Below are 23,592 nucleotides of genomic sequence, written 5' to 3' on the forward strand. Positions count from 1 at the left end.
ATAGTTTTAAACTTTATTGACTAACACCAACCATGCTATGTCTAAGCACTGTTTCGTGGAACATATATCCCTTTTGAAGTTCCTGTGCAACCATTCCTGATTCAAATTCTTCGCTTTCAACCTGCATTACTGCATTATGAAGATTTGGATCAAATTCTTTTCCCACAGCTTCAATTGGGGTTACTCCAAGGTCTTCAAGCTGCTTCATAAGCTGTTTGTAGATCTTGTTCATACCGTCTGCAAAGGCTCCGTCTTTGTCCGCTTCAGGAACTGCTGCAAGTCCTCGCTCGAAATTATCGACAACAGGTAAAAGCTTCTCTAATACATTAGCCTGTCCCTGTTCAAACATCTGTGCCTTTTCTTTATCTGTTCTCTTTCTGAAGTTCTCGAACTCAGCCATCTGTCTCATGACTTTGTCATTGAGTTCATCAATCTTCTCTTTTAATGGATCTTTCTTTTCTTTTTTAGTTTCCTCAGAAGTTTCTGCCTCAGCCTCTGTAACATTTTCTTCAGAAGCAGTTTCTTCTGCAGCCTTTTCTTCTTTTTCTTCTGCTTCTTTTTCAAGTTCTTCCATGATGTTCTCAAGAACTTCTTTATCTGCTTCACTTACAGGCTTCTTGGCCTTACCATGAACTTCTTTATTTTCTTTGTTACCCAATGTAAATGCCTCCTAATTCGTAAATCATCTATATAAATATGCGCTACTCTTTCTTGTAAAGAGCATCCAGCGCATGTCTCATATTCTTCAAAGTAGAAATAACTTTGTCATAGTCCATTCTCTTAGGTCCGATAATTCCGACCGTTCCTTTCATTCCATCACCAAGTTCGTAAGTAGCTGTTACTACGCTACAATCCTTCATGGCCTGAACAGGAGTCTCATTACCTATATAAACCTGAATGCCAGTCTCTTCTGAATCGGAAGACAATGTATCCTCAACGATACTGGAAAGATCCTTGGTATCCTCGAATGTACTTATAAGTTCGCTTGCCTTTGTGGAATCTGTAAGTTCTGGATATTTGAAAATATTCATAGTTCCACTTGTATATATCTGAAGGTCCTCATCAGCTGTAATCGACTCAGCTGCGGCATCAATGACATTACCTATGATCTCACTGTGTATGCCAGCTTCCTGTTTGACATTAGCTATAAGTCCCAGATTGATATCCTCAACTGCAAGACCATCAAGTCTAGTGTTCATGAGAATATTGAGCTTGAGCATTGTAGCTTCATCAAGCACTTCCTCTACAGGAATGATCTTGTTCTTAATGACATTACCTTCAAGTACAATGGTTGCCAAAAGATGCTCATCATCAACCTTAGATATCTGCATGAATTTAAGCTTGTTCTTCCTGATCTGTGGAGCTGAGATCATTGTGGCATAGTTGGTATCAACTGCCAGTGTCTTAGCTACCTGCTTAAGAAGATTCTCAAGCTTCTCCTCTTTATCAAGGAGCATTTCCTTCATGTTCTCTACTTCTTTTTCCTTGTCCCTGAGCATCTCATCTACATATACTCTGTATCCCTGATCTGAAGGAATACGACCTGCAGATGTATGAGGCTGCAAAATAAGTCCCATCTCCTCAAGGTCAGCCATCTCATTTCGAATAGTAGCAGAACTAAGATTTAAGTCTGTGTACTTGGAAATAGTACGGCTACCAACAGGTTCTCCTGTTTCAAGGTAGTTCTTAACGATTGCATGAAGTATTTTTCTTTTTCTCTCGTCTAGTTCCATATCGCCCTTCCTCTGTATTCACCGGTTAAATTCATTGGAATGGTATCTATTTTTCAAGTGTTAGCACTCACTTGATTTGAGTGCTAACATCTTCTGTAACTTAAAATACAACTTTCTAAGACCGATGTCAACATAGGTTTTTATAAAAAATGTATTAATCTACAGCATCAAAAATGCCCTCCACATTTCGTGGAGGGCAATCCTGTTTTATATAAGATTATTCAAGTCCAATTCTTCCCTGAACCTTATCATTTACTACATAGTAAGCTGCATCCTCTGATGGCTTAACGTAAATGCTAAGCTTCTTGATATCATTTACATTTCCGCCCATCTCATATGCGAAGTTGTTCTTTGAATCTTCAACAATCTTCTCATAAGGAATGTGCTTGTAAGAATACTGAAGCTCGATTGAAACCTGAACTGCCTCTGTTTTCTTAGCTGCTGGCTTCTTTGCTGGAGCCTTCTTAGCTGTTGTCTTCTTTGCAGTTGTCTTTGTAGCAGGCTTCTTTGCAGCTGTCTTTGTAGTAGTTTTCTTTGCTGCTGGCTTTTTAGCCTCTGCCTTCTTTGGCTCAGCCTTCTTAGCAGCTGGCTTTTTAGCTGCAGGCTTCTTTGCTGCTGGAGCTGCTGCCTTTACTTCTGGTGTTTTAGTTGCTGTTGCAGCTACTGGAGTCTTAATTGTTGCAACAGGCTTTACAGATGTCTCTGTTTTCTTGATCTCGGCCATTTCTTGTCTCCTCCTCAAAAAATCACACTTGATTAATATAGCTCGTTAAAACAATAAAGTCTTTTCGAAATAGAGTTTACTCCCATTAACCCCCATTGTCAACGGATTTAGGGACAAAAAATGTCGGTTAAATCAATATTTAAGCCTTGTACACCTCACCGACAAACTGACGCAACCTATCCATGGCTCTTTTCACCTTATCAGTGTCAATGCAATAAGCCATTCTGAAGTATCCCGGAGCACCGAATCCGTCAGCAGGCACAAATATCAGATCGTAATCCTTGGCCTTTTTGCAAAATGCAACAGAATCCTCTTCTAAAGCCTTTGGCATGATATAGAAGGTTCCATCTGGCTTGACCACAGTAAATCCAAGCTCCTTAAGAGTGCTATAGATAATGTTCATGTTGGTCTCGTATACAGAAAGATCTGCTGTCATGTGGCAAACCTTGGCAACAGCCTGCTGTATGATGGATGGAGGACAGTTGTGTCCTGTGCCTCTTGAAATCTGTCCGCACATAGGAACGATAATATCACTTCCCTCGCATGCTGGGTTAACTGCCACATATCCAATTCTCTCACCAGGAAGTGAAAGAGACTTTGAGAATGAATAGCAGCTAAGTGTATTGTCATAGAACTTAGAAACATATGGAGAATCTGCACCCTCAAATACGATTTCTCTATAAGGTTCATCTGAAATAAGGAAAATAGTATGTCCATATTCCTTTGACTTTTCTTTTAATATAGAAGAAAGCTTCTCTAAAGTTGCCTTTCCATATGCTACACCTGAAGGATTGTTGGGCGTGTTAACAAGAACTGCCATAACCTTATCTGTAAGCATTTCCTCAAACTTATCAAAGTTGATCTGGAAAGTTTCGGTATCAGCAGGAACAATCTTTAGTTCAACTCCTGCGCCATTTATATATGGTCTGTACTCAGGAAAAAATGGTGCAAAAGCGATCATCTCATCACCAGGTTTTGTAACAGCGCGTACTGCGTGTGATATAGCGCCTGCAGCTCCTGTAGTAGGAAAAATATGCTCAGGACCATAGTTCATTCCAAAGCGTTTATTTAAAGACTCTGCAATCTTTTCTTTATATAATTGATTACCAAGACTAGGAGTATATCCATGAAGAGTCATGGTGTTTTCTGTCTCCAAAAGTCTTATCATTTCTTCTGTGAATTCCTTTGGCACTTCCACGCTTGGATTACCAAGGCTAAAATCAAAGACATTCTCGTAGCCTATTTCTTTTCCTCTGGCTGTTGCATATTCTGACAGCTCTCTGATCACTGACTTTGCTCCAAGCATATCTTTGTACTGCTGATTTATCATACCCAACCTCCTGATTAAAAAACCTTTGACAAACAGTATAGCACATTATTTCAATGGTTCACAGTACTAAAGTTTAGCAATAGTTCGAAACCTTCTAGCAAGATTTGGTTGGAAGATTTCTGACAAAAAAAGTATAGTAAAAAAGTAAAGAACTATCGGTATTTGGGAGGTTTCAAATGGCTTCAGTAAAGTTTCATCTGCCAGGACTTCGTTACAATTATCCGCTTAACATGTACTGGCTTAGCTTATTAAAACAGTATCCTCATTACTTCCGCGAAGGTGTTGAAATAGCATCTTTTTTTGGTTGCTTTCCTTTTTCACTTTGGAACGGCGGAAGACTTATAGATAATGACCAGTGTGACAGAGCCTTTGTAGAAAATGTAATAAAGAGCATTAACTCTCAGGGCATTCCTGTTCGTTTCACTTTCACAAATCCCCTCATTACTGAGGAAGATCTCCGGGACCCTTTCTGTAACTTCTGCTTGAAGGCCGGTGACAATGGTAAAAATGAAGTTCTGGTATTCTCACCTCTTTTGGAAGAATTCATCAGAACCAACTATCCTTCCTACAAGATTGATTCCACAACATGCAAAGAGATCCGTGATGTGGACGCTCTTAATGAGGAACTTGAAAAAGACTATAAGTATGTAGTCCTTGACTACAACATGAATAACAAGTGGGACATCATTGAGAATATCAATCACAAAGAAAAGCTCGAAGTCCTTGTAAACGCTCTATGCGTTCCAGATTGCAAGCGCCGCGGTGATCACTACAAGAACATCGCCCTTAATCAGAAGATAATAATGGAAAACAGAACGCTTCCTCCTGAAAAGAGAAAGCATATCATTCCTTGGACTTGTGAATACGGTGACAAGAACTGCATCTACACCATCCAGGAATATTCAACTCATATTTCACCAGAGCTTATCTGGGAAAAATATGTACCAATGGGAATCAACAACTTTAAGATTGAAGGAAGAACAGCAAATCTTTTCTCACTTATCGAGACCTACTGCCACTACATGGTAAAGCCAGAATACCAGGGAAAAGTAAGGCTGTTACTCCTCAGAAACTTAGAAGCTTCAAAGATCATCCAGGTCAATAAGCCAAGACCTGCAGCATTTCACTAGGCAGAATTTCATTCTGCCTAGTTTTTTCTTTAGTCACATATCGATCCAATGATCAGATATCCAACAATTGTTAGAACATGACCACAATCTCTTTTGTCTTTTACCATTGTGATATCTATACTTCCAAACAGTTTCTTCGCTAAGAATAATAGCTTTACCATCATGCGCGCTACTAATTCCAGCATTTGTAGCGCATGCATAACAAGTAATTGTACTGTTTTTCATGATCAAAACTGTAGCTACTAGTAATAAACTTTTAACAAATATTTTTTTCATTCTCTTATTTCCAATCTGCAATATGGTCTAGTTTTTAAATCGTCTTTAGGAACAATGCCCCAATCCTCATCATCGATAATGATTCTATATTCATCATCTTCCTTAATCAAATATGCGTTTGTTTCATCAACCGCTACTTCACCTTCTATTTCTGGCTCATAATATGGTTGGAATATTACAGCATATGACAAAAAGAACAAACATATCTCCAACGCTATTGCAACAGCTATCCTTTTTATATTCTTTTTTTCATTTATAAAAACTCTGTCAGCTCTTGAAATAAGCATCGATTTCCTTGATGCAATAGCAAAGCCAGCTTCCATATATCTATAGCAATAATCTAGCTTCACTACTGTCATCTTCTTCATAGTTTCCACATAGGCTATTTTTTCAGATAACGTATAGAATTGTACTGCATTCTCGTCACATCGATATTCCATAAGAATGGAATAGTCTTTCTCAAACAACCTAAAAATTGGATTCCACCAAAAGATACAACAAAAGGCATGTAACAACACTCTATTTCTAATATCTCTATGCTTTATATGAGCAGCTTCGTGAACAAAAATATTATAAAGATCTATGTCAGAATAATCAGTTTGTGGAAGCAAAATCATATATTCTCTAATTCCAACTGTAACAACTTCATCAATCTTATCAGTCACAAATACACAATTTGCATTTAATCCTGCCTTCGTGGCAATACTAAGTTGTTTTTCAGGAAGGCTACTAGCACATTCCTTTATAATCTTTGTCTTTTGAACATCTTTTTTTATAGAACAATTCCATATAAAAAGAGACACTATAGCCCCAATAATCCACGTTAAAACAAGTACTTTTTCTATTGATAGGTCATACAGTAAAGTAATCATTAATAAATCATGAACTGCATTAAGAAGCTTAGTTGACCTGATCACATAAAAAGCATCCGAGTCTACAGGAAAAATCACTCTGATAAAAATCAGCAATAACAGAGTAATATACGGAGTTATAGCATCTTTAATTGTCTTTTTTCTATTACATATTCCAAAATGAAATAATAATAAAAGAACACTTCCTAAAATAATTGCGTAAAATAAAGACCAACGACTTACTTGTATCATTTATCTTTAAGTTCCTTTTTCTTGTCTGAAATCATCCTGTCTAGTTCTTTAATATCTCTTGCATCAACATCACCTTCACCAAGAAGATGAGATACTAATTGAGGCACTTCAATCTTACCTTCAAAAGAGTTGAGCTGTCCTATCATAAAATCTGTATAACTAATCACCGGCGAAAATGTTCTAGCTATTGTCTTTCCGCTATGAACATATCCATCTTCTTTTAGAAGGCCCTTAGTTATCAAACTGTTTATTATCGAAAAACCTGATCGGTCCTTCCAGCATCTGTCAGGGCTAGCCAATATCAAATCATTTAACGACATTGACCTATCTTCCTGCCAGAACGCATGCATAATCTCCATCTCGCTTTGCGTAAGGTACATATTGTTCTCCTAAATAACGAATATTCTTAATTATAATGATACACTTCTTTTCTATACAGTCAACCATTCTTGATTCTTTCTTTTATGTTCAACTGTTCAAAGTCAAAAAACGAAATATATATTCTTCATTTTCCTCAGCTATCATGCATATTTTATTCACCCCAAAGCCTATACCTTTCTCATTTTTTGGGTTCTTCTCGATCCGTTGAACTTTGTTAGAGCTATTTCTACACTTAAATACCCCCTCGTCTTTATTGTATAAATACACATCATCACCTACAATTTTGCAAATACCATATTTACAATTGCTCTTAGGCAGCTTAATCTTTTTCTGTATTTTTCCATCTAGAGATAGTTCCTGATAGTAGCTACTATCATTACTATAGTATGTCAAAACAACTCTGTTATCCAAAACATCCACTGCTGATACCATTCCTTCAGCAGGAAGCTTATCAACACTACCAGTTGCCATATTGACGATAGTCGCCTCGCCATCACAATTCATGGCATATATCATTGAATCGTGAGTTATAAAACTACTAGGTATATTGGTACTAGAAAGAAAAAAACTCCCATCATAACGCTTTACAATGTTTCCATATGAATCAATCACATCTATTCTTGCATCTGCATCCGTAATAGTGCTCAATAAATGACCATCTACAAGTTCATTTTCAGAGCCATATATTAGCAAGCTACATTGGCCACTGTCATCTACATCCATACGAATTATTCTTTCGTTGCCACCGCAAAAATATGGTAATTTTCTGAATCCCGTCTTATCCACATAGTACAAATAAAATTTTTCTTCTTTACAGCAGCAAAGATAAGCCACCTCGCCATTTGAAGCAAAAACCGATTTTTGCGTTCCTTCTCGATCGTATGCATATCTTTCTTCTGCTAAAATACTGCCTTTATTCCAAAGAATACTTAATCTAAACAATGACATCAAAATAATAAGAACCGCACCTATCAAAATGCCACATTTCTGTCCATTATTCATTATTTTCCCTTTTCGCTGATATAAAGCCACACCCTATTTTCAATATTATCTATACATTCATCTAAAGACTTTTGTCCCGCAAAATATCCATCAATTTCTTCGAAAACTATTTCATTGATTTTTCCATCATTAGTAGAAGATACCTTCGCATTTTCTAGAATCCTAACAAAATCATCCTTCTGTTTCTCAGTTATTGAATAGATAGGTTCGCGTTCATATTGATAACTTGTATTATATGTCGCTTTTACAACCTCTTTGTCATTATCCATTTCAACTTTCATAGCTTTGTCTAACTGCGAATTTATGACATCTCTATTAACTGATAAAGTCACTTGATTGTTCAGTTGTTCTTGAAAATCCGGAAGAAGGAGTTGTTTAATAAATTCCCAAGAATAATCCTTATTTTTACTTGCCATGCTTATGGCCATAACATCTAATCCTGGAGAAACTACCGTTCCGTTCCCTTTTTTACTTGGAAATCCCGCATATACTACACCCTCTGTTTGCATTTCTCCTTCAGCAATAGCAGTATCAAACACACTGCCAATGCTTAATGGTCGGACCACGCAGTCCTGCAATTCAAATGAATCCATACTTTGGTTGTACTCATAATCAAAAGTATTTGCAAACTCAACCATATTTCTGAATTCTTCACTATCAAAATAATTCTTACCATTTTCCCAATCAATATAATCTTCTATTGAGTCATATAAAATTTCGCCTAATACAGACGATTTAGTGTCATACCCCATAGGATACTTTTTCCCAAGTCTGTCGAAAGTATCAAGCATCGTTTCAAAATCCCAGTTTTCTACATTGCCTATTTCTGATGACCTTCCTATATATGTGTGAAGTTGATATGATAACGGTATAACATATAACTTTCCGTCAATAGCAAAGGAATCCAATATATTTGTATATAAAGAATCTTTAAGTTCAGTATCTGCATCTATATATGGATATAGATCTTCTGTATACTGACCTATTACGTCTGATTTACTATAATCTGACCGATAGTTGATAATATCTGGGCCTTCACCCGATACAATTTCTCTCTCGATCACGTTAACACCGTCATCATACATATTATCTGATCGAGTATATTCTTTAATTACTATTTCACAGTCATCATGTGTTTCATTAAAATAAGATATCTGATCCTCTAAGGCTTTATCTCCTCTCATATCATCTTCGCTACTATATACCATTGCCAAAACAATCTGCTTTTTCCCTGTGCTGTTCACATTACTTTTTGAACAGCCTGCTATTAACAAAAATAAAGTAATAATTCCTAAAATAATACATATACTTTTTTTCATATTTCCTCTAATAAAATCATTTACTAAGCGAACTACTAAAAACATCATAGCCGATATATTCTATATCAACAGAGTCAATATCTATCAAACAATTCTCTGAAATAGTTGTTTTCAATGATTCTTTAAGTTCATTGGGAATTTCTTTTTCATACACGACCAATATATCCAATTTGCTTAATTGATCATTGTAATACTCTGGATACACCCAATTCTGATAAACATAATCAGAAAGTGTATCATCAACCATTCTTTTTAGTTCCATCTCTTGCTTATAATTTGCATATCCTAAATCCCCATCTCGAATCGGCATCTCAGCAGAATTCCCCATGTGAATTCTAATCATTAAATAAATTAAAAAAATCACTATTATACCGATTAAAATTGCAATATTAACGACCTTTTTACCCTTTTTCTCTACACTCATTTCCCCCTCCATCATTTCTATTGCGAGTATAGGTTATCAATTAATAATAATAGTATACATTAATTATAATTGTGTCAATATTGTTTGATTGTATTTTACCTCGTACTACACAGGTAAAATAGGCACAAAAAAACTGCTTGATATTTCAAGCAGTTTTCGTTCAATAATAATCATTCCTTCATACTTGCCTTGACTATGCCAGCAACAGCTCCAAAAAGAACTGCCATAACAGGCCAGATGATCCATGTATATTCCCACATTCCTGTAATAAAGCTGGCTCCAAGATATGCTGCAACAACTACAGGCCAATAAATTGAACCAATCTTACCAATCTTCTTAGAAGCTTTCTTTCCTTCAAGTGTGTAATCGCCGCTCTGAAGAAGCTTGTCACATGCTGTAGAATACTCACTACCATTTATGATAAGGTTTACGCCAGTAGAAACCAGGATCAAAAGAACTCCAACCATAAATACTACAAGTGACTCATTTCCGCATTTCTCTGAGAAAAGAGCTGAGATGATAAGTGGAACACTACAAAGGATGCAGCACATAACGCCAAAGCCAACCATCATGGTGCGTCTACTCTCAAATTCAGCCTTTCTCTCCTTGGCCATACCATCAACGCCATAAGCTGTGTCTATCTTAACAGTTTCAAGGAACTCAAAAGGCTTACGCTCCTGATTTATCATGATAAACATAAACACAGCGCATGCTACCATCACAAGAAGTACAACTATACCAATAGCAACAGCAAGGTTTTCACCTATGTAACCCATCTCAGAAAATCCTAAAAGAAACATAAGAAGTGCTGGTGAAGCAATGCAAAGAGAAACACCAAATGCCACCTTAGGAGCAGTTCTCTTAACAACCTCTAAAAACCTTGTAGCCTCTTCCAATGAAACTTTTCTTGTATCTTCTTTATAAGAAGCAACATCTTCCTTATATTCGGATGAATCAACAACCTCAATCTCATCCTTTAATAAGTAGTCAGTACTTACACCAAAAAGATCTGCCATCTTCAGTATCTTATTAAGATCCGGTGTTGACTGTGCACTTTCCCACTTTGAAACTGACTGTCTTGATACATCAAGCTGATCAGCAAGTTCCTCCTGGGACCATCCAAGTTTCTTTCTCTCATTGATTATTTTGTCTGCTAATATCATTTTTATTTTCCTCCGTATCTGAAATTTGTTTTTTGATGTATTCAGATTACGAAAAATATCAGTTGCTATCTATAAAGTTAGCTTTGAAATTTGTCAACTGACGGTTGCAAATGCGCTATTTTAGGGCGCTTATAGGGATAATTGACCAATTCCCTCTATCAAATTTATAATTCCGTGGATAAACCATCCAGGTAATATTGATCCATTAGCTTTCTTTTCATTCACCCATGTCAGAAGGAGTGAAACAACCATTGGATAAACCAATAATGCTACAAAAGATATTATACTAAGAGTTCTGCCTGTGGCATATACCAGAGCAACGTGCATAGTCCCAAAGATAACAGCTGTGATTTTTGAACCTATTGCTAACCCTAGCTTTGCGCTTAATCTTTTTAACAAAAATCCTCTAAAGAAAATCTCTTCAGAAAAAGCTGTCTGAACAAAAGCGTATACAATTACGCTACCTATGGCAGATATTCCCATTCCCGAAAAAGTACTGTCAGCTGTCTCAAATCCTCTAAGGCAATATTTCTCAATAATTCCAAGCCCCTCGCAGACTAAAAGGACTCCTATCATTGCTATAAATATCGATTTCACCTTGCTCTTATCTGGCTTCTTTATTCCTACGAAAGAAAAGAAGCTTTCTTTTTTTCTATGGAATATAAGCCACCAGATAAAAGGCACAAGAGAAAACAGGATTACTTGAATGACAGCACTTAAAAGTGTACTAATAAACAAATTCATTCCTGTGCCTCGCCATTAGGGTCATATTTTAAGATGTCTCCAGGTTCACATTCAAGGGCATCACAGATTCCTGCAAGTGTGCCAAAGCGAACTGCATTAACTTTATTATTCTTGATCTTGGACAAATTTACATTGGATATTCCGACCTTATCAGCAAGCTCATTCAAAGACATGTGGCGTCTAGCCATCATAACGTCAAGCTCTAATACTATTCTTCCCATAAGTGCCTCCTTACAGTAATCCATCAACTTCACGCTGAAGCTCTGCTCCATAAGCAAAATACTGAGCAAGGCAAAGGGCTACTAATCCAAATACCACCTCTGATAATGATATTGAGATGTTGAGATTATTTATTCCTACGGTCACAGCAAAAACTGCATACATAACAATTTTGCTCACAGGAATAGCCAGCGCATAATAACCGATATTCTTGATTCTCTTGACATTGGCCTCTGAAAAAGGAGAATCTCCATTAGCCTTCTGGAAAACCTTATATATGTTTCTGAAAATTAGTGCTGAGAGTGCACAAAAGAATACGAAAGGAACAAGAGCCACAATTCCTGAGCCATTCGTAAGGGAATTGATAAATGCCTCTGAATCTACTCCTGTAACAGATATGCTCTGTGAATCAAACGCCCCGCTTTTGTAAGCTTCTGCAATCATATCCCTTGTCGCAAAAAGAACTATCATAGAAAGAACAATACATACTGCCCCGATCCAACTGAGTACTTCAATGATTTTTGCCATAACTGCTGTTATGTTTCTTAAATTTGATTTTTGCATGTCGCCACCTCATATAATCTAAATAATATAAATGAATTAGTTTAAAACGTTAACGTTTATCGTTAAATTATTTATATCATACGATTATATGAGTGTCAACACTTTTTTATCGTAAAACATTAAAAAATTATTTTTCCAAATTAATTACCAGTCTGAACCCCAGTCTGTTGAGCCTGAATCCCAGTTATCTGAGCTCCATCCACTATCATAACTGTCATAGCTACTATAACTGCTATACCCTGAATCATAACGATCATAGCTACTAAAACCACCACCACCAAATCCAAAGAGAAGTGATAAGATCAGGATAACGATACTGATAATAACACCTAGAGCTCCACCTCCCTGTGAATTAGAATGTCCTCTATAATCATAATGATCATAACTACTATGGCTGTCATTTTCGTTATTTTTAAAATATTCCTTGGCTTCATCCACAAACGAATTGATAGGATAATCCGAAGCATGGAAATTCTTTATATATTCATAGCTGTCAGCATTGTCATCCAAAGTGCAATATGTACCAGAGCTTCTGCCCTCGTACTTATTTCTCTCACGTTCTGCCATCTCTGCAGCATAGTGAAGTTTCTGATTGTCGATCTCTTTCTGAAGTCTGTCATAGAGCTCAACTACAGCAAATTCTTCATCAGTTCCTCTGTAACGAACATTTCTGGTTCCGTCGTCTTTATTTTTATAGACAACAAATTCTCCAGTTTCTTCATCTTTATAGATACCAAAAGCTCTGGCTCCCTGATAATTAAAGCCAATAAAGAATCTTGTCTTACTAGCTGTAAAGCCATTTCTTTCACAGTAATCCTTTAATTCTTCAATTGTTTTTGGGATTCCACCGTCTTTGTAATCCATATTTCTTACCTTCCTTTAGAAGTATTTGTATATCTAATATACAAATTAAAAATCAAAACTGTTGCAATCTATAGTTTATCAGACTGCCCCAAGCTGCATTCGATAGTACTTCTCGTAGAGTCCGCCTTTTTTGATAAGCTCCTTGTGATTGCCTCTTTCTTTGATACCATCCTCATCCAGAACAATGATCTCATCAGCTCCAAGAATAGTAGATAATCTGTGAGCAATCGTGATAGTGGTCCTTCCAACAGAGAGCTTATCAAGGCTCTCCTGAATGTATCTCTCACTTTCGTTATCAAGGGCACTTGTAGCTTCATCAAGTATCAGTATTGGAGGGTTCTTAAGGAATACTCTTGCAATGGCAATTCTCTGCTTCTGTCCGCCAGAAAGCCTTGCTCCGCGTTCTCCTACCTGTGTATCAAAACCATTAGGAAGGCTCTCTATAAATTCAAGAAGATCAGCATTTTTCGCAGCTTCTACGATCTCGTCCATAGTAGCATCAAGTCTTCCGTAGGCAATATTCTCTTTTACCGTTCCGTTAAAAAGATATACATCCTGCTGAACTATACCAATAAAGGATCTAAGAGATTTCTGAGTAACATCTCTGATATCTGTTCCGTCAATCTTAACGCTTCCTGCAGTAACATCGTAGAATCTAGGAAGAAGTGAACAAAGTGTAGTCTTGCCACCACCTGATGGTCCCACAATTGCAACTGACTTTCCAGCTTCTACATGAAGGTCGATATCTTTTAGTACTGCCTCTTCGTCACCATAGGCAAAAGAGACCTTCTCGTAATCAATTACGCCCTTAACATCCTTGAGCTCTCTAGCATCATCTTTGTCAACAATTTCAGGCATGGTCTCCATGACCTCAGTAAATCTCTCAAAACCAGCAAGGCCCTTTTGAAGCTGCTCTGTAAACTCAACCAGCACATTTACAGGGTTAATGAATATATTGATATAAAGAGCATAGATAGCAAGATCTTCCCCTGTGAGCTGTCCCTTGGCAATAAAGAAACCGCCTGCCACAAGCACTGTCACAAACATAAGTCCCTCAAAGAAGTTATTTCCTGAGTGGAACCAGGCCATTCTCCTGTAGTTGGCATTTTTGGAATCAAGAAAAGCAATGTTTGATCTGTCAAACTTCTCAGCCTCTATTGCCTCTCCGGTAAAAGACTTAACTACGCGGATGCCGCCAAGTGTATCCTGAAGTGAAGAATTGATGCCTGCTATTTTCTTTCTGTTATCTGAGAATGTAGCTCGCATCTTTTTGTTCTGACTAATAGAGAAAAAAGCCATGCAAATTACTACAGCCACAAGGCACAATGTCATAGGCACATTAATTCTCAAAAGGAGGATAAAAGAGCCTACGATCTTGACTACAGAAATGAATATATTCTCAGGTCCGTGGTGTGCAAGCTCAGATATATCAAAAAGATCCGACACGAGCTTACTCATCATTTCACCGGTATTATGGGTATCATAATACGAGAATGAGAAAGCCTGATATCTGTCAAAAAGCTCTTTTCTCATACCAGATTCCATGCGGGCTCCCATCATATGTCCCTGGTAAGTTACATAGTATCTGCAAAGATACCTGATTACATACATAACGATCAAGGCCAACGCCAAGATTCCCAGTCTACTAAGAATCACCTTGGGCTCCTCAAGAAAAAGAGTACTCCTAAGGATTCTAAGGAACTGTGGAAAGGCCAAATCGATAATAGATAACACCGACGCACAAAATAGGTCAAATAAAAACACTCCAATATATGGTTTGTAGTAAGGAATAAATTTCTTTATCAGCTTCATCTAGTAGTCTCCTCCCATTACTCCTTAACAAGCGTAGTCATCTTCTCAACTACAGCCTCAACTTCCTCAAGAAGCTGCTTCTCAGCCTTGTTTGGATTGCTCTCTTTTTTGTACTTATACACAAACACCGGCACTGTTGTACTGTGGAATGCCATGTTTCCTTTGTAGCTTGATATAAATCCCGGAATCTTGCCAGCATCGATCTTGGCGCTTGGACTAACCTTTATCTCAATTGTTCCATCGCCGCCCTTAATCTCTAATACATAGAGGCTATGTGCCTTGGAACGTAAAAGAGATATTCTAAGAAGGTTATCTGCAGACTCAGGAACTTCACCAAATCTATCGATAAGCTCATCCTTCATATCATCGCATTCCTGCTTGTTCTCAAGGCTTGCGATTCTCTTATATATTTCAAGCTTCTGCTCTTCGTTCATGATGTAGGTATCAGGAATGAAGGCACTTACATCAAGGTCAATATTTGTGTTGATCTCAGCAAGAGTATAATCTCCATCAGGAATCTCATTCTTCTTGATCCTAACAGCTTCGCCTAGCATCTTGCAGTAGAGGTCATAACCTACAGCCTGCATATGTCCAGACTGCTTTCTTCCAAGAAGGCTTCCAGCACCTCGAATCTCAAGATCTCGCATGGCGATCTTGAAGCCAGAACCAAGGTCTGTAAACTCTCTGATGGCAGAAAGACGCTTTTCAGCTACTTCTTTGAGCATCTTATCTCTCTTGTACATAAGGAAAGCATAGGCTGTTCTATTAGATCTTCCTACTCGTCCTCTGAGCTGATAGAGCTGTGAGAGTCCCATCTTGTCTGAATCATGAATGATCATGGTGTTAACATTTGGAATATCAAGACCAGTTTCAATGATTGTAGTAGACACGAGTACATCTATAGTTCCATCAATGAAGTCATACATGATCCTTTCAAGCTCAGACTCTTTCATCTGGCCATGGGCAAAGGCAACGTTAGCCTCCGGAACCAGTTTCTGGATCTGTGCAGCCACATCCGCTATGGTGTTGACTCTGTTGTATACGTAATAAACCTGGCCGTTTCTTGAAAGCTCTCTTACGATAGCTTCACGGACAAGCTCGTCATTGTACTCCATAACATAGGTCTGGATAGGCATTCTGTCATTAGGTGCCTCCTCCAGTACGCTCATCTCACGTATTCCCACAAGGGACATGTGGAGGGTTCTAGGAATAGGCGTAGCAGAAAGAGTCAGAACATCGATGTTCTCTTTTAGGACCTTTAGCTTTTCCTTGTGAGTTACACCAAATCTCTGCTCCTCATCTACAATGAGAAGGCCCAGATCCTTGTACTGAACATCCTTAGAAAGAAGTCTATGGGTTCCGATAACAATATCCACAAGGCCTTTCTTAAGATCTGTTATAGTTCTCTTTTGCTCTGCTGCTGTCCTAAACCTTGACATCAAGTCAACACGTACAGGGAAATCCCTCATACGCTCTGAGAAAGTATTGTAGTGCTGCTGAGCAAGGATAGTGGTTGGAACCAGCACAGCAACCTGCTTGCCATCCTGAACTGCCTTGAAGGCTGCACGGATTGCAATCTCTGTTTTACCAAATCCCACGTCGCCGCAGACAAGTCTGTCCATGGACTTAGAGGATTCCATATCTCTTTTTGTATCTTCGATGGCAGTGAGCTGGTCCTCTGTCTCCTGATATGGGAAGGCATCCTCAAACTCCTGCTGCCAAACATTATCTTTACTAAACTGATACCCCTGTGCCTGCTGCCTCTTGGCATAAAGCTCTACAAGATCCTGGGCAACCTCTTCTACTGCTGCCTTGACCTTACTCTTAGTGTGACTCCAATCACCACTTCCAAGCTTATTGAGCTTTGGCTTGTGGGTTCTCTCGTTATCATCTCCGCCAGAAGCGTATTTCTGGATAACTCCAAGGCCTGTAGCGAGAATATAGAGATTGCCGCCATCACCGTACTCTACCTTGATATAATCCTTAACCACGTGGTCTGTCTCGATCTTCTCGATACCTCTATAGATTCCAAGGCCGTGGTCTTCGTGAACTACATAGTCACCGATCTTAAGATCTGCAAAATTAGATATCTTCTCGCCCTGATAAGCGCTCTTTTTCTTTTTGCGCTTCTTTACATGCTCTGTGAAAATATCTGACTCAGCAATTACAGCAAACTTGATATCAGGATATTCAAAGCCCTTAAGGATCCTGCCGTAGTAGGTCATGATCTCACCAGGCTTTAACACTCTTCCTGGGTCTTCACTATAAAATGCTGTAACAAGATTATCTCTAAGGTCCTCAACAATTCTCTTTGCTCTTGTTCTAGAGCCAGAGAGGATCAGTACTCTGTATCCCTGTTTAACATAATTCTTTAAGTCTTTTACCAGTGCATCAAAGCTGTTGTTGTAAGGGGCAACGCTCCTTGTCTTGATGTCCCAGCTCTTTTCAGGTGAAAAGATATTCTGGCTCTTGGGAAGCTGAAGAGTAGACAGGATAACTCGTCTTCCGTTCTCCATTCTGGCTACGCAGTTATCTGTACTGTATAAAAGTCCCATCTGTCCTGGGAGAACATAGCCCTTCTCTGCTCTGTGGGTCATGCTCTCTCTAAACTCAGCCTCTATTGCCATAGCATGCTCTGCTACTCGGCCAGGCTCGTCAATAAAGATGCAGCTCTTTCCCTTTGGGAACATTTCCTGCATGGTTACGGTATCTTCATAGAAGTATCTGATATAGCTCTCTAAGTTAACTGTGGTCTTAAGTTCAAAGAGCTGCTCTCTAAGTTCCTCAGTCTGAGTCTTTAACTGATGGGCTTCTTTGGTCTTGAACTCACTTCTAAGAGTTTCAACACATCTGTCAGTCTCTTCCTGAATTCTCTCCATGCCTTCTTCAAGTCTCTTTTCATCGAGAATGATCTCAGATGCTGGATAGATTTCAATGGATTCAAGCTTCTCAAGGGATCTCTGGGATAGAATGTCAAAGCTTCGGATTGACTGAATTTCATCTCCCCAGAGCTCAATTCTGTATGGATTTTCCTCTGTAAGATCAAAGACATCCACAATATCTCCGCGGACAGAAAACTCACCAGGCCCTTCAACCTGATAGTTCTTGGTATAGCCCATGGTTATGAGCTTTTTGGAAATCTCTAATTCATCGATAGGCTTGTGCTTATCAATAGACAGAATATTCTCTTTTATGATCTCTGGGCGGATCTGTGGTGCCATAAGGGCAGAAAAGGTCGTAACAACAGTAACAGGTCTGCCTTCGATAAGTCTTCGCATGCACCTGATACGCTGTCTTACGATCTCATTACTGTGAACATCAGCCTGATAGAAAATAAGGTCTTTGGCTGGGTAGACTGTTACATTTCTGTCGTAGAACTTGTAGTCTTCGTAGATCTCTTTTGCTCTGAGATCAGAATATGTAACGATGATCCTATACTTAAAGTCTGCGCCAAGACTATCGATGAAGTGGAGCTTTTGAGAATCAACGCATCCAGTAACTTCGGCGCAGGCAAAAGGTTTTTCAAGATATTTATTTATCTCTTCGAATTCTTTTAATTCATGTAAAGGAGTAGTGATAGCTCTCATTAATTATTTACCGTTAAAATCATTCATGGCGCTGTCTACACCGGTTGAGATGATCTCCTCTACGGCGTTTACAGCTTTGTTAATGCCTTCTTTGATAGAGACTGCGTCTTCTCCCTGGAAGTGTCCAAGGACCCAGTCTACCATATCGTATTCCTTTGGTCTCTTGCCAACACCAACTCTCACGCGGTTAAACTCGCTGTGTCCAAGCTGGGCGATTATGCTCTTAAGACCGTTATGACCGCCGGCACTTCCCTTTGGTCTGACTCTTATCTTTCCTACATCAAGATCTACATCATCAGATATGACGATGAGCTCTTCCTTGGAATCAACCTTGAAGTAATCGCAGATTGGTCTGATTGCCTCTCCGCTAAGGTTCATATAGGTAAGTGGCTTAACAAGGATCACTCTTTCATTTCCTATTCTCCCCTTACCAAAGGCGGCCTTAAACTTAGTCTCTGTAAGTTCAATATTGTATTTATCTGAAAGGGCATCTATTGTTGCAAAGCCCACGTTATGTCTTGTTTCAAAATATTTTTTCTCAGGATTACCAAGTCCCGCTATTACATACATCTTTCCTGTTTCCTCTTCTCTTTTACCAAAAAGTCTGGCGAATATTCCCCACATAACTCCTCCAAAATTATGGACATAGAAATAAAATGGAGCCTAGAAAGTTTAATTCTAAGCCCCATTAATTTAACATTATTTTACCTTTGCAACAAGCTAAATTATTAAACTTCTGCCTCTCCTTCAGCAGGCTCTTCTAAAGCTGCTTTGTCATAAGCCTCAAGGATTGTATCCTGAAGGACTTTACGAGTGTCAGAATTGATAGGATGAGCGATATCTCTGTACTCGCCATCTGATGACTTTTTGCTAGGCATTGCAATAAATAAGCCTCTCTCACCCTCAATCACCTTGATATCATGAACTACGAATTCATTATCAAATGTAACTGATACAACTGCTCTCATCTTACCCTGCTTAGTTACTTTGCGTACTCTTACGTCTGTTATCTTCATTTTTTAACCCCCTCTTTGGTTAATTAGACTTGGTTGTTAGATTACGTATCTTTCATTGTTCTCTACTACGATCTTTATGCCGTTTTCTTCTTTGTAGTAGGAGTTAGCCTGGATAGTTCCATGACTCTCAACAATGCAGTTTTCTATATGAGAATTGTCTCCGATGTATACATCATTCAGTATGATTGAATTTTTGATGTAACAGTTATTCCCTACAAAAGCCCCCTTAAATATGACGGAATCTTCTATTGCACCATTTATTATGCATCCACTGGAGATCAAACTATTTTTGATGCTCACACCTACGTTGTACTTGGCTGGTGGAAGATCAACTACCTTGGTGTATATACCAGGATACTCGCGGAAGAAATACTGTCTTACTTCTGGTTTAAGGAAATCCATGTTGGTTCTGAAATAATCCTCAACAGAAGCGATGTTGTTCCAATATTCCTTGATCTTGTATCCGTATATTCTCTTCATATCCTTGTATCTGACAAGAATATCTCGAACGAAGTCGTATCTTTCTTCCTCTTCAGCTCTTTCAATAAGTTCGATCAGCTGTCTTCGTCTGATGACATATATACCACAGGAGATTGTATTGGACCTTGATACCACAGGTTTTTCTTCGAATTCCTCGATCCTGCTCTCTTCATTCATCCTGATCGTACCAAATCTCTCGGTATCTATACTTGCCGGCATATCCTTACAAACTACTGTGATGTCAGCCTGCTTCTGAATATGATACTCAAGGAGCTTGCCGTAATCCATCTTGTAAACGCAGTCTCCGGAAGTAATGATCACATATGGCTCGTGGCAGCTGCGTAGGAAATCAAGGTTTTGCGCAATGGCATCTGCAGTTCCTCTGTACCACAAATTTCCTGAAGCCTTAACAGCCGGTGTAAAGACATATAGACCACCCTGCTTACGGCCGAAGTCCCACCACTTGGAAGAACTAAGGTGTGAATTAAGACTTCCTGCATTGTACTGGGTAAACACTGCAACCGTCTGTATATGTGAGTTAGTCATATTGCTAAGTGCAAAATCAATACTTCTATAAAAGCCAGCCACAGGCATAGCGCAAACCGCTCTTTTCTTGGAGAGCTCATGCATCCTGCTGCTACTTCCGCCCGCTAAGATAATTCCAATCGCTCTCATGCCTCATCACCTGCCTTCTCTAATGTCCTACCGCTATCGAGAACTCCATTTGGATAATCTTCCAGAACAGTGATACCTGAAATCATTGTATTCTTTCCAATCTGTACATTGTCAGGAATAACTGACTTCTCGCCGACAGTGCAGAGACCTTCGCAATAGATGCTTGGCTTGGTCTCATTTTCTTTCTCCTCAAAGGCTCCGATCTGAACACCATTTCCAATCTTTACCTTCTCGGCAATGATACCTTTTTCTATGTTACAGCCTTCACCAATCTCCGTCTCATTCATGATAATAGAGTGGCTGACTACTGTATCTTTTCCTATCTTTACGCCAGGGCCTATGACTGAGTTGTATACCTTACCGTATATCTCACATCCCTCACCTACGATACTTCTCTCAATAGCACTTTCTGGTCCAAGGTACTGAGGCGGCTGAACATCGCTTGATGTAAAGATCTTCCAATACTCCTCATAGAGATTGAACTCAGGAACTATATCAATGAGCTCCATGTTTGCCTGCCAGTAAGAAGTAAGTGTTCCTACATCCTTCCAGTATCCATCAAATTCATAAGCGTAAAGAGATTTTCCCTGCTCCTTACAATAAGGAATGATATGCTTACCAAAATCAAGACCAGCCTGATCTTTATTCTGGATAAGTGCCTGCTTCAAAACATCCCATGAGAAAATGTAGATACCCATAGAAGCAAGATTACTGCGTGGATGTTCTGGTTTTTCCTCAAAGTCTACGATCTTCTTGTCGTCGTCAGTGATCATGATACCGAATCTGCTAGCCTCTTCCATAGGTACAGGCATAACAGCGATAGTAGCATCAGCATGACTTGCCTTGTGAAAATCGAGCATAGTTTCATAATCCATCTTATATATATGATCACCGGAAAGGATCAGAACATAATCTGGATTATAATTTTCCATATATTCTAGGTTCTGGTAAATTGCATTAGCAGTACCGGTATACCATTCACTATTTGAACTTTTTTCATATGGAGGAAGTACTGTTACTCCACCAAAGTTTCGGTCCAAATCCCATGGAATACCAATGCCAATGTGAGAATTGAGTCGGAGCGGACGATACTGTGTAAGAACACCAACAGTGTCTACTCCAGAATTGATGCAATTGCTAAGTGGGAAATCTATGATCCTATACTTTCCCCCAAATGAAACTGCGGGCTTTGCCATTTTAGCTGTCAAAACTCCCAGTCTGCTGCCCTGGCCCCCTGCCAGCAGCATGGCGATCATCTCTTTTTTTATCATGTTTCACCTCGTTGCATTTTTACGCCATTATAGTCAAGTAACTTTGATACACCATACATGCTTTTACATGTCTCAGAAAATCGCTTCTTTCATATATTAAAGTATAACATAAAGAATTCATTAAAAAAACACAATTTAGATATTTATGTCTACACAATATCATAAACTATTTTACAAAGGGCTTTTTGACATTGATGGAAATAGTGTTAGAATATAATGCGTTATACTTTACAATGATACTAATGAATCGAGGATTGTTATGTACACAATTGATTTTGATAAACCGGTCCATGTCTACTTCATGGGAATCGGCGGAATTTCCATGAGCGGACTTGCCAGCATATTAATAGAAAGAAAATTCAAAGTTTCAGGTTCTGATTCAAAAAAATCTGCAATGACTGAAAATCTTGAGAACCAGGGCGTTACTATTCTTTATGGTCAGAAGGCCGAAAACATCGAAAAGATGCAGCCTATAGACGTAGTTGTTTATACTGCGGCTGTTCATCCTGATAACCCAGAATTTGTTGCTGCCAAGAATGCAGGTATTCCAATGCTCACAAGAGCTGAACTTCTTGGACAGATCATGAAACAGTATGGTCTTCCGATCGCAATCAGCGGAACACACGGCAAAACTACTACAACATCAATGCTTTCAAAGATTCTTTTAGAGGCTGACACAGATCCTACTCTTTCAATCGGCGGAGTATTCAAGGATATCGGAGGCAACATCAGAGTTGGTAAGTCAGAGTACTTTGTAACAGAAGCTTGTGAGTACACTAACAGTTTCCTTAGCTTTTTCCCTAAGATCAGTGTTATTTCTAATATAGATGCTGATCACCTTGATTTCTTCAAAGACCTTGATGACATCAGACATTCATTTAGGAAATTTGCTGAGCTCCTTCCAGCAGACGGAAGCCTTATTATTAACGGAGACATAGACAATCTTTCATATATTACTGACGGACTTAAGTGCAGCATCATCACTTACGGTTCAACATCTGATTGTGATTTCTATCCAACAGATATTACTTACGATGATCACGGTAACCCTGCTTTCAAGGCTCATCTCAAAGATGGCAGTGTTCTTGACATTAAGCTTGCTGTTCCAGGTATCCACAACGTATATAATGCTTTGGCAGCAATTGCTGTTTCTACTATATTAGATATAGATAAAGAGCATGTAGTCACAGCCCTTAGTCTCTTCGGCGGAACAAGCAGACGTTTCGAGTACAAAGGAGAAATTCACGGCGTAACTATCATCGATGATTACGCTCACCACCCAACAGAGATAAAGGCTACTCTTACAGCAGCTCAGAATTATCCACACGGCAAGATCTGGTGTGTATTCCAGCCACATACCTACACCAGGACCAAAGCTCTTATGAACGAGTTTGCAGAAGCTCTTTCACTTGCAGATCACGTTATCCTTGCTGATATCTACGCTGCAAGAGAGACTGATAACCTTGGAATCAGCTCACGCACCCTTAGAGACAAGATCATTGAACTTGGACATGAGTGTAATTATTTTCCAACTTATGAAAACTTTGCTGAAATTGAAAAATTCCTTTTGCAAAATTGCACTAAAGGAGATTTGTTGATAACCATGGGTGCCGGAGATGTTGTTAAAATCGGTAATGAACTCTTAGGTCTGTAACACTTATCCACATATCCACTTTTTGAAATGGATTTATGTAAATCAATCTCGGTGGATAACAGCCAAAAAATTGTCACTTATTTTTGAAATCATAAGTGCCGATGGTTTGGCTGTTTTTTTA

Annotated in this window: 23 protein-coding genes; 2 read left to right on the forward strand and 21 right to left on the reverse strand. The window is 38.7% G+C overall.

Annotated features, from left to right (window positions below; translation table 11 throughout):
- Positions 1-13 precede the first annotated feature (13 nt).
- The 4 genes from grpE to bhn_RS13125 all read right to left on the reverse strand — a co-directional run bounded on the left by grpE (position 14) and on the right by bhn_RS13125 (position 3,787).
- On the reverse strand, positions 14-658 hold the full coding sequence (gene grpE, locus bhn_RS13110) for a nucleotide exchange factor GrpE (RefSeq protein ID WP_330393219.1): 645 nt from the start codon (positions 656-658) through the stop codon (positions 14-16).
- A 43-nt stretch (positions 659-701) separates the two neighbouring features.
- Positions 702-1,733: a heat-inducible transcriptional repressor HrcA gene (hrcA, locus tag bhn_RS13115; RefSeq protein WP_071177115.1), complete on the reverse strand. Its 1,032-nt coding sequence runs from the start codon at positions 1,731-1,733 to the stop codon at positions 702-704.
- 217 nt (positions 1,734-1,950) lie between these two features.
- A complete protein-coding gene (locus bhn_RS15815; protein WP_071177116.1) occupies positions 1,951-2,457 on the reverse strand; it encodes a DUF6465 family protein in 507 nt (168 codons plus the stop codon).
- Between the two features lie 139 nt (positions 2,458-2,596).
- A complete protein-coding gene (locus bhn_RS13125; protein ID WP_071177117.1) occupies positions 2,597-3,787 on the reverse strand; it encodes a pyridoxal phosphate-dependent aminotransferase in 1,191 nt (396 codons plus the stop codon).
- 176 nt (positions 3,788-3,963) lie between these two features.
- On the opposite strand from bhn_RS13125, the gene bhn_RS13130 reads away from it, so the two are divergent.
- Positions 3,964-4,917, forward strand: coding sequence for a hypothetical protein (locus bhn_RS13130; protein ID WP_071177118.1), 954 nt, complete (start codon positions 3,964-3,966; stop codon positions 4,915-4,917).
- Between the two features lie 33 nt (positions 4,918-4,950).
- Here bhn_RS13130 and bhn_RS13135 read toward each other — a convergent pair whose 3' ends face one another.
- From bhn_RS13135 to bhn_RS13215, 17 genes are all read right to left on the reverse strand, one after another.
- Positions 4,951-5,142, reverse strand: a complete 192-nt coding sequence (locus bhn_RS13135; protein ID WP_143015137.1) for a hypothetical protein — start codon at positions 5,140-5,142, stop codon at positions 4,951-4,953.
- Positions 5,143-5,189: 47 nt separating this feature from the next.
- Complete coding sequence (locus tag bhn_RS13140) at positions 5,190-6,110, reverse strand: M56 family metallopeptidase (RefSeq protein WP_161487330.1); 921 nt, start codon at positions 6,108-6,110, stop codon at positions 5,190-5,192.
- A 182-nt stretch (positions 6,111-6,292) separates the two neighbouring features.
- On the reverse strand, positions 6,293-6,676 hold the full coding sequence (locus bhn_RS13145; protein ID WP_071177121.1) for a BlaI/MecI/CopY family transcriptional regulator: 384 nt from the start codon (positions 6,674-6,676) through the stop codon (positions 6,293-6,295).
- Between the two features lie 88 nt (positions 6,677-6,764).
- Positions 6,765-7,679 carry a hypothetical protein gene (locus bhn_RS13150; protein WP_071177122.1) on the reverse strand — a complete coding sequence of 305 codons (915 nt, stop codon included), beginning with the start codon at positions 7,677-7,679 and terminating at the stop codon, positions 6,765-6,767.
- Positions 7,679-8,998: an ABC transporter substrate-binding protein gene (locus tag bhn_RS13155; protein WP_071177123.1), complete on the reverse strand. Its 1,320-nt coding sequence runs from the start codon at positions 8,996-8,998 to the stop codon at positions 7,679-7,681. The genes bhn_RS13150 and bhn_RS13155 overlap by 1 nt, the downstream gene beginning before the upstream one ends.
- Before the next feature lie 16 nt (positions 8,999-9,014).
- Positions 9,015-9,422, reverse strand: a complete 408-nt coding sequence (locus tag bhn_RS13160; RefSeq protein WP_071177124.1) for a hypothetical protein — start codon at positions 9,420-9,422, stop codon at positions 9,015-9,017.
- 170 nt (positions 9,423-9,592) lie between these two features.
- A complete protein-coding gene (locus bhn_RS13165) occupies positions 9,593-10,585 on the reverse strand; it encodes a helix-turn-helix domain-containing protein (RefSeq protein ID WP_071177125.1) in 993 nt (330 codons plus the stop codon).
- A gap of 129 nt (positions 10,586-10,714) precedes the next feature.
- A complete protein-coding gene (locus tag bhn_RS13170) occupies positions 10,715-11,269 on the reverse strand; it encodes a CPBP family intramembrane glutamic endopeptidase (protein ID WP_161487331.1) in 555 nt (184 codons plus the stop codon).
- Between the two features lie 56 nt (positions 11,270-11,325).
- Positions 11,326-11,550: a helix-turn-helix domain-containing protein gene (locus tag bhn_RS13175; protein ID WP_071177543.1), complete on the reverse strand. Its 225-nt coding sequence runs from the start codon at positions 11,548-11,550 to the stop codon at positions 11,326-11,328.
- A 10-nt stretch (positions 11,551-11,560) separates the two neighbouring features.
- Entirely contained in the window at positions 11,561-12,112 is a 552-nt protein-coding gene (locus bhn_RS13180) for a DUF2975 domain-containing protein (protein WP_071177127.1), read from the reverse strand.
- A 144-nt stretch (positions 12,113-12,256) separates the two neighbouring features.
- Positions 12,257-12,976: a hypothetical protein gene (locus bhn_RS13185; RefSeq protein ID WP_071177128.1), complete on the reverse strand. Its 720-nt coding sequence runs from the start codon at positions 12,974-12,976 to the stop codon at positions 12,257-12,259.
- Between the two features lie 78 nt (positions 12,977-13,054).
- Positions 13,055-14,788 carry an ABC transporter ATP-binding protein gene (locus bhn_RS13190; protein ID WP_071177129.1) on the reverse strand — a complete coding sequence of 578 codons (1,734 nt, stop codon included), beginning with the start codon at positions 14,786-14,788 and terminating at the stop codon, positions 13,055-13,057.
- 17 nt (positions 14,789-14,805) lie between these two features.
- Positions 14,806-18,375 carry a transcription-repair coupling factor gene (gene mfd, locus bhn_RS13195; RefSeq protein ID WP_071177130.1) on the reverse strand — a complete coding sequence of 1,190 codons (3,570 nt, stop codon included), beginning with the start codon at positions 18,373-18,375 and terminating at the stop codon, positions 14,806-14,808.
- Positions 18,376-18,378: 3 nt separating this feature from the next.
- Positions 18,379-18,999: an aminoacyl-tRNA hydrolase gene (gene pth / locus bhn_RS13200; RefSeq protein WP_269466243.1), complete on the reverse strand. Its 621-nt coding sequence runs from the start codon at positions 18,997-18,999 to the stop codon at positions 18,379-18,381.
- 104 nt (positions 19,000-19,103) lie between these two features.
- A complete protein-coding gene (gene spoVG, locus bhn_RS13205; RefSeq protein ID WP_071177131.1) occupies positions 19,104-19,391 on the reverse strand; it encodes a septation regulator SpoVG in 288 nt (95 codons plus the stop codon).
- A 36-nt stretch (positions 19,392-19,427) separates the two neighbouring features.
- The gene (glgD, locus tag bhn_RS13210) at positions 19,428-20,546 is read right to left on the reverse strand and encodes a glucose-1-phosphate adenylyltransferase subunit GlgD (RefSeq protein ID WP_071177132.1); all 1,119 of its coding nucleotides are present in this window, start codon (positions 20,544-20,546) and stop codon (positions 19,428-19,430) included.
- Positions 20,543-21,817 carry a glucose-1-phosphate adenylyltransferase gene (locus bhn_RS13215; RefSeq protein ID WP_071177133.1) on the reverse strand — a complete coding sequence of 425 codons (1,275 nt, stop codon included), beginning with the start codon at positions 21,815-21,817 and terminating at the stop codon, positions 20,543-20,545. Before bhn_RS13215 ends, glgD begins: the two co-directional genes overlap by 4 nt.
- 259 nt (positions 21,818-22,076) lie before the next feature.
- Between bhn_RS13215 and murC the strand changes: the two genes are divergently transcribed.
- Positions 22,077-23,471, forward strand: coding sequence for a UDP-N-acetylmuramate--L-alanine ligase (gene murC, locus bhn_RS13220; RefSeq protein ID WP_071177134.1), 1,395 nt, complete (start codon positions 22,077-22,079; stop codon positions 23,469-23,471).
- Positions 23,472-23,592 lie beyond the last annotated feature (121 nt).

Source organism: Butyrivibrio hungatei (assembly GCF_001858005.1).
Classification (GTDB): Bacteria; Bacillota; Clostridia; order Lachnospirales; family Lachnospiraceae; genus Butyrivibrio; species Butyrivibrio hungatei.

Coding starts and splice junctions, on each gene's coding strand:
- murC (WP_071177134.1), top strand. CDS start 22,077: ATGTACACAATTGATTTTGATAAACCGGTCCATGTCTACTTCATGGGA.
- bhn_RS13215 (WP_071177133.1), bottom strand. CDS start 21,817: ATGATAAAAAAAGAGATGATCGCCATGCTGCTGGCAGGGGGCCAGGGC.
- bhn_RS13180 (WP_071177127.1), bottom strand. CDS start 12,112: ATGCAAAAATCAAATTTAAGAAACATAACAGCAGTTATGGCAAAAATC.
- bhn_RS13150 (WP_071177122.1), bottom strand. CDS start 7,679: ATGAATAATGGACAGAAATGTGGCATTTTGATAGGTGCGGTTCTTATT.
- bhn_RS15815 (WP_071177116.1), bottom strand. CDS start 2,457: ATGGCCGAGATCAAGAAAACAGAGACATCTGTAAAGCCTGTTGCAACA.
- glgD (WP_071177132.1), bottom strand. CDS start 20,546: ATGAGAGCGATTGGAATTATCTTAGCGGGCGGAAGTAGCAGCAGGATG.
- bhn_RS13190 (WP_071177129.1), bottom strand. CDS start 14,788: ATGAAGCTGATAAAGAAATTTATTCCTTACTACAAACCATATATTGGA.
- bhn_RS13125 (WP_071177117.1), bottom strand. CDS start 3,787: ATGATAAATCAGCAGTACAAAGATATGCTTGGAGCAAAGTCAGTGATC.
- hrcA (WP_071177115.1), bottom strand. CDS start 1,733: ATGGAACTAGACGAGAGAAAAAGAAAAATACTTCATGCAATCGTTAAG.
- bhn_RS13155 (WP_071177123.1), bottom strand. CDS start 8,998: ATGAAAAAAAGTATATGTATTATTTTAGGAATTATTACTTTATTTTTG.
- bhn_RS13165 (WP_071177125.1), bottom strand. CDS start 10,585: ATGATATTAGCAGACAAAATAATCAATGAGAGAAAGAAACTTGGATGG.
- bhn_RS13145 (WP_071177121.1), bottom strand. CDS start 6,676: ATGTACCTTACGCAAAGCGAGATGGAGATTATGCATGCGTTCTGGCAG.
- bhn_RS13160 (WP_071177124.1), bottom strand. CDS start 9,422: ATGAGTGTAGAGAAAAAGGGTAAAAAGGTCGTTAATATTGCAATTTTA.
- spoVG (WP_071177131.1), bottom strand. CDS start 19,391: ATGAAGATAACAGACGTAAGAGTACGCAAAGTAACTAAGCAGGGTAAG.
- bhn_RS13135 (WP_143015137.1), bottom strand. CDS start 5,142: ATGAAAAACAGTACAATTACTTGTTATGCATGCGCTACAAATGCTGGA.
- bhn_RS13175 (WP_071177543.1), bottom strand. CDS start 11,550: ATGGGAAGAATAGTATTAGAGCTTGACGTTATGATGGCTAGACGCCAC.
- bhn_RS13130 (WP_071177118.1), top strand. CDS start 3,964: ATGGCTTCAGTAAAGTTTCATCTGCCAGGACTTCGTTACAATTATCCG.
- mfd (WP_071177130.1), bottom strand. CDS start 18,375: ATGAGAGCTATCACTACTCCTTTACATGAATTAAAAGAATTCGAAGAG.
- pth (WP_269466243.1), bottom strand. CDS start 18,999: ATGTGGGGAATATTCGCCAGACTTTTTGGTAAAAGAGAAGAGGAAACA.
- bhn_RS13185 (WP_071177128.1), bottom strand. CDS start 12,976: ATGGATTACAAAGACGGTGGAATCCCAAAAACAATTGAAGAATTAAAG.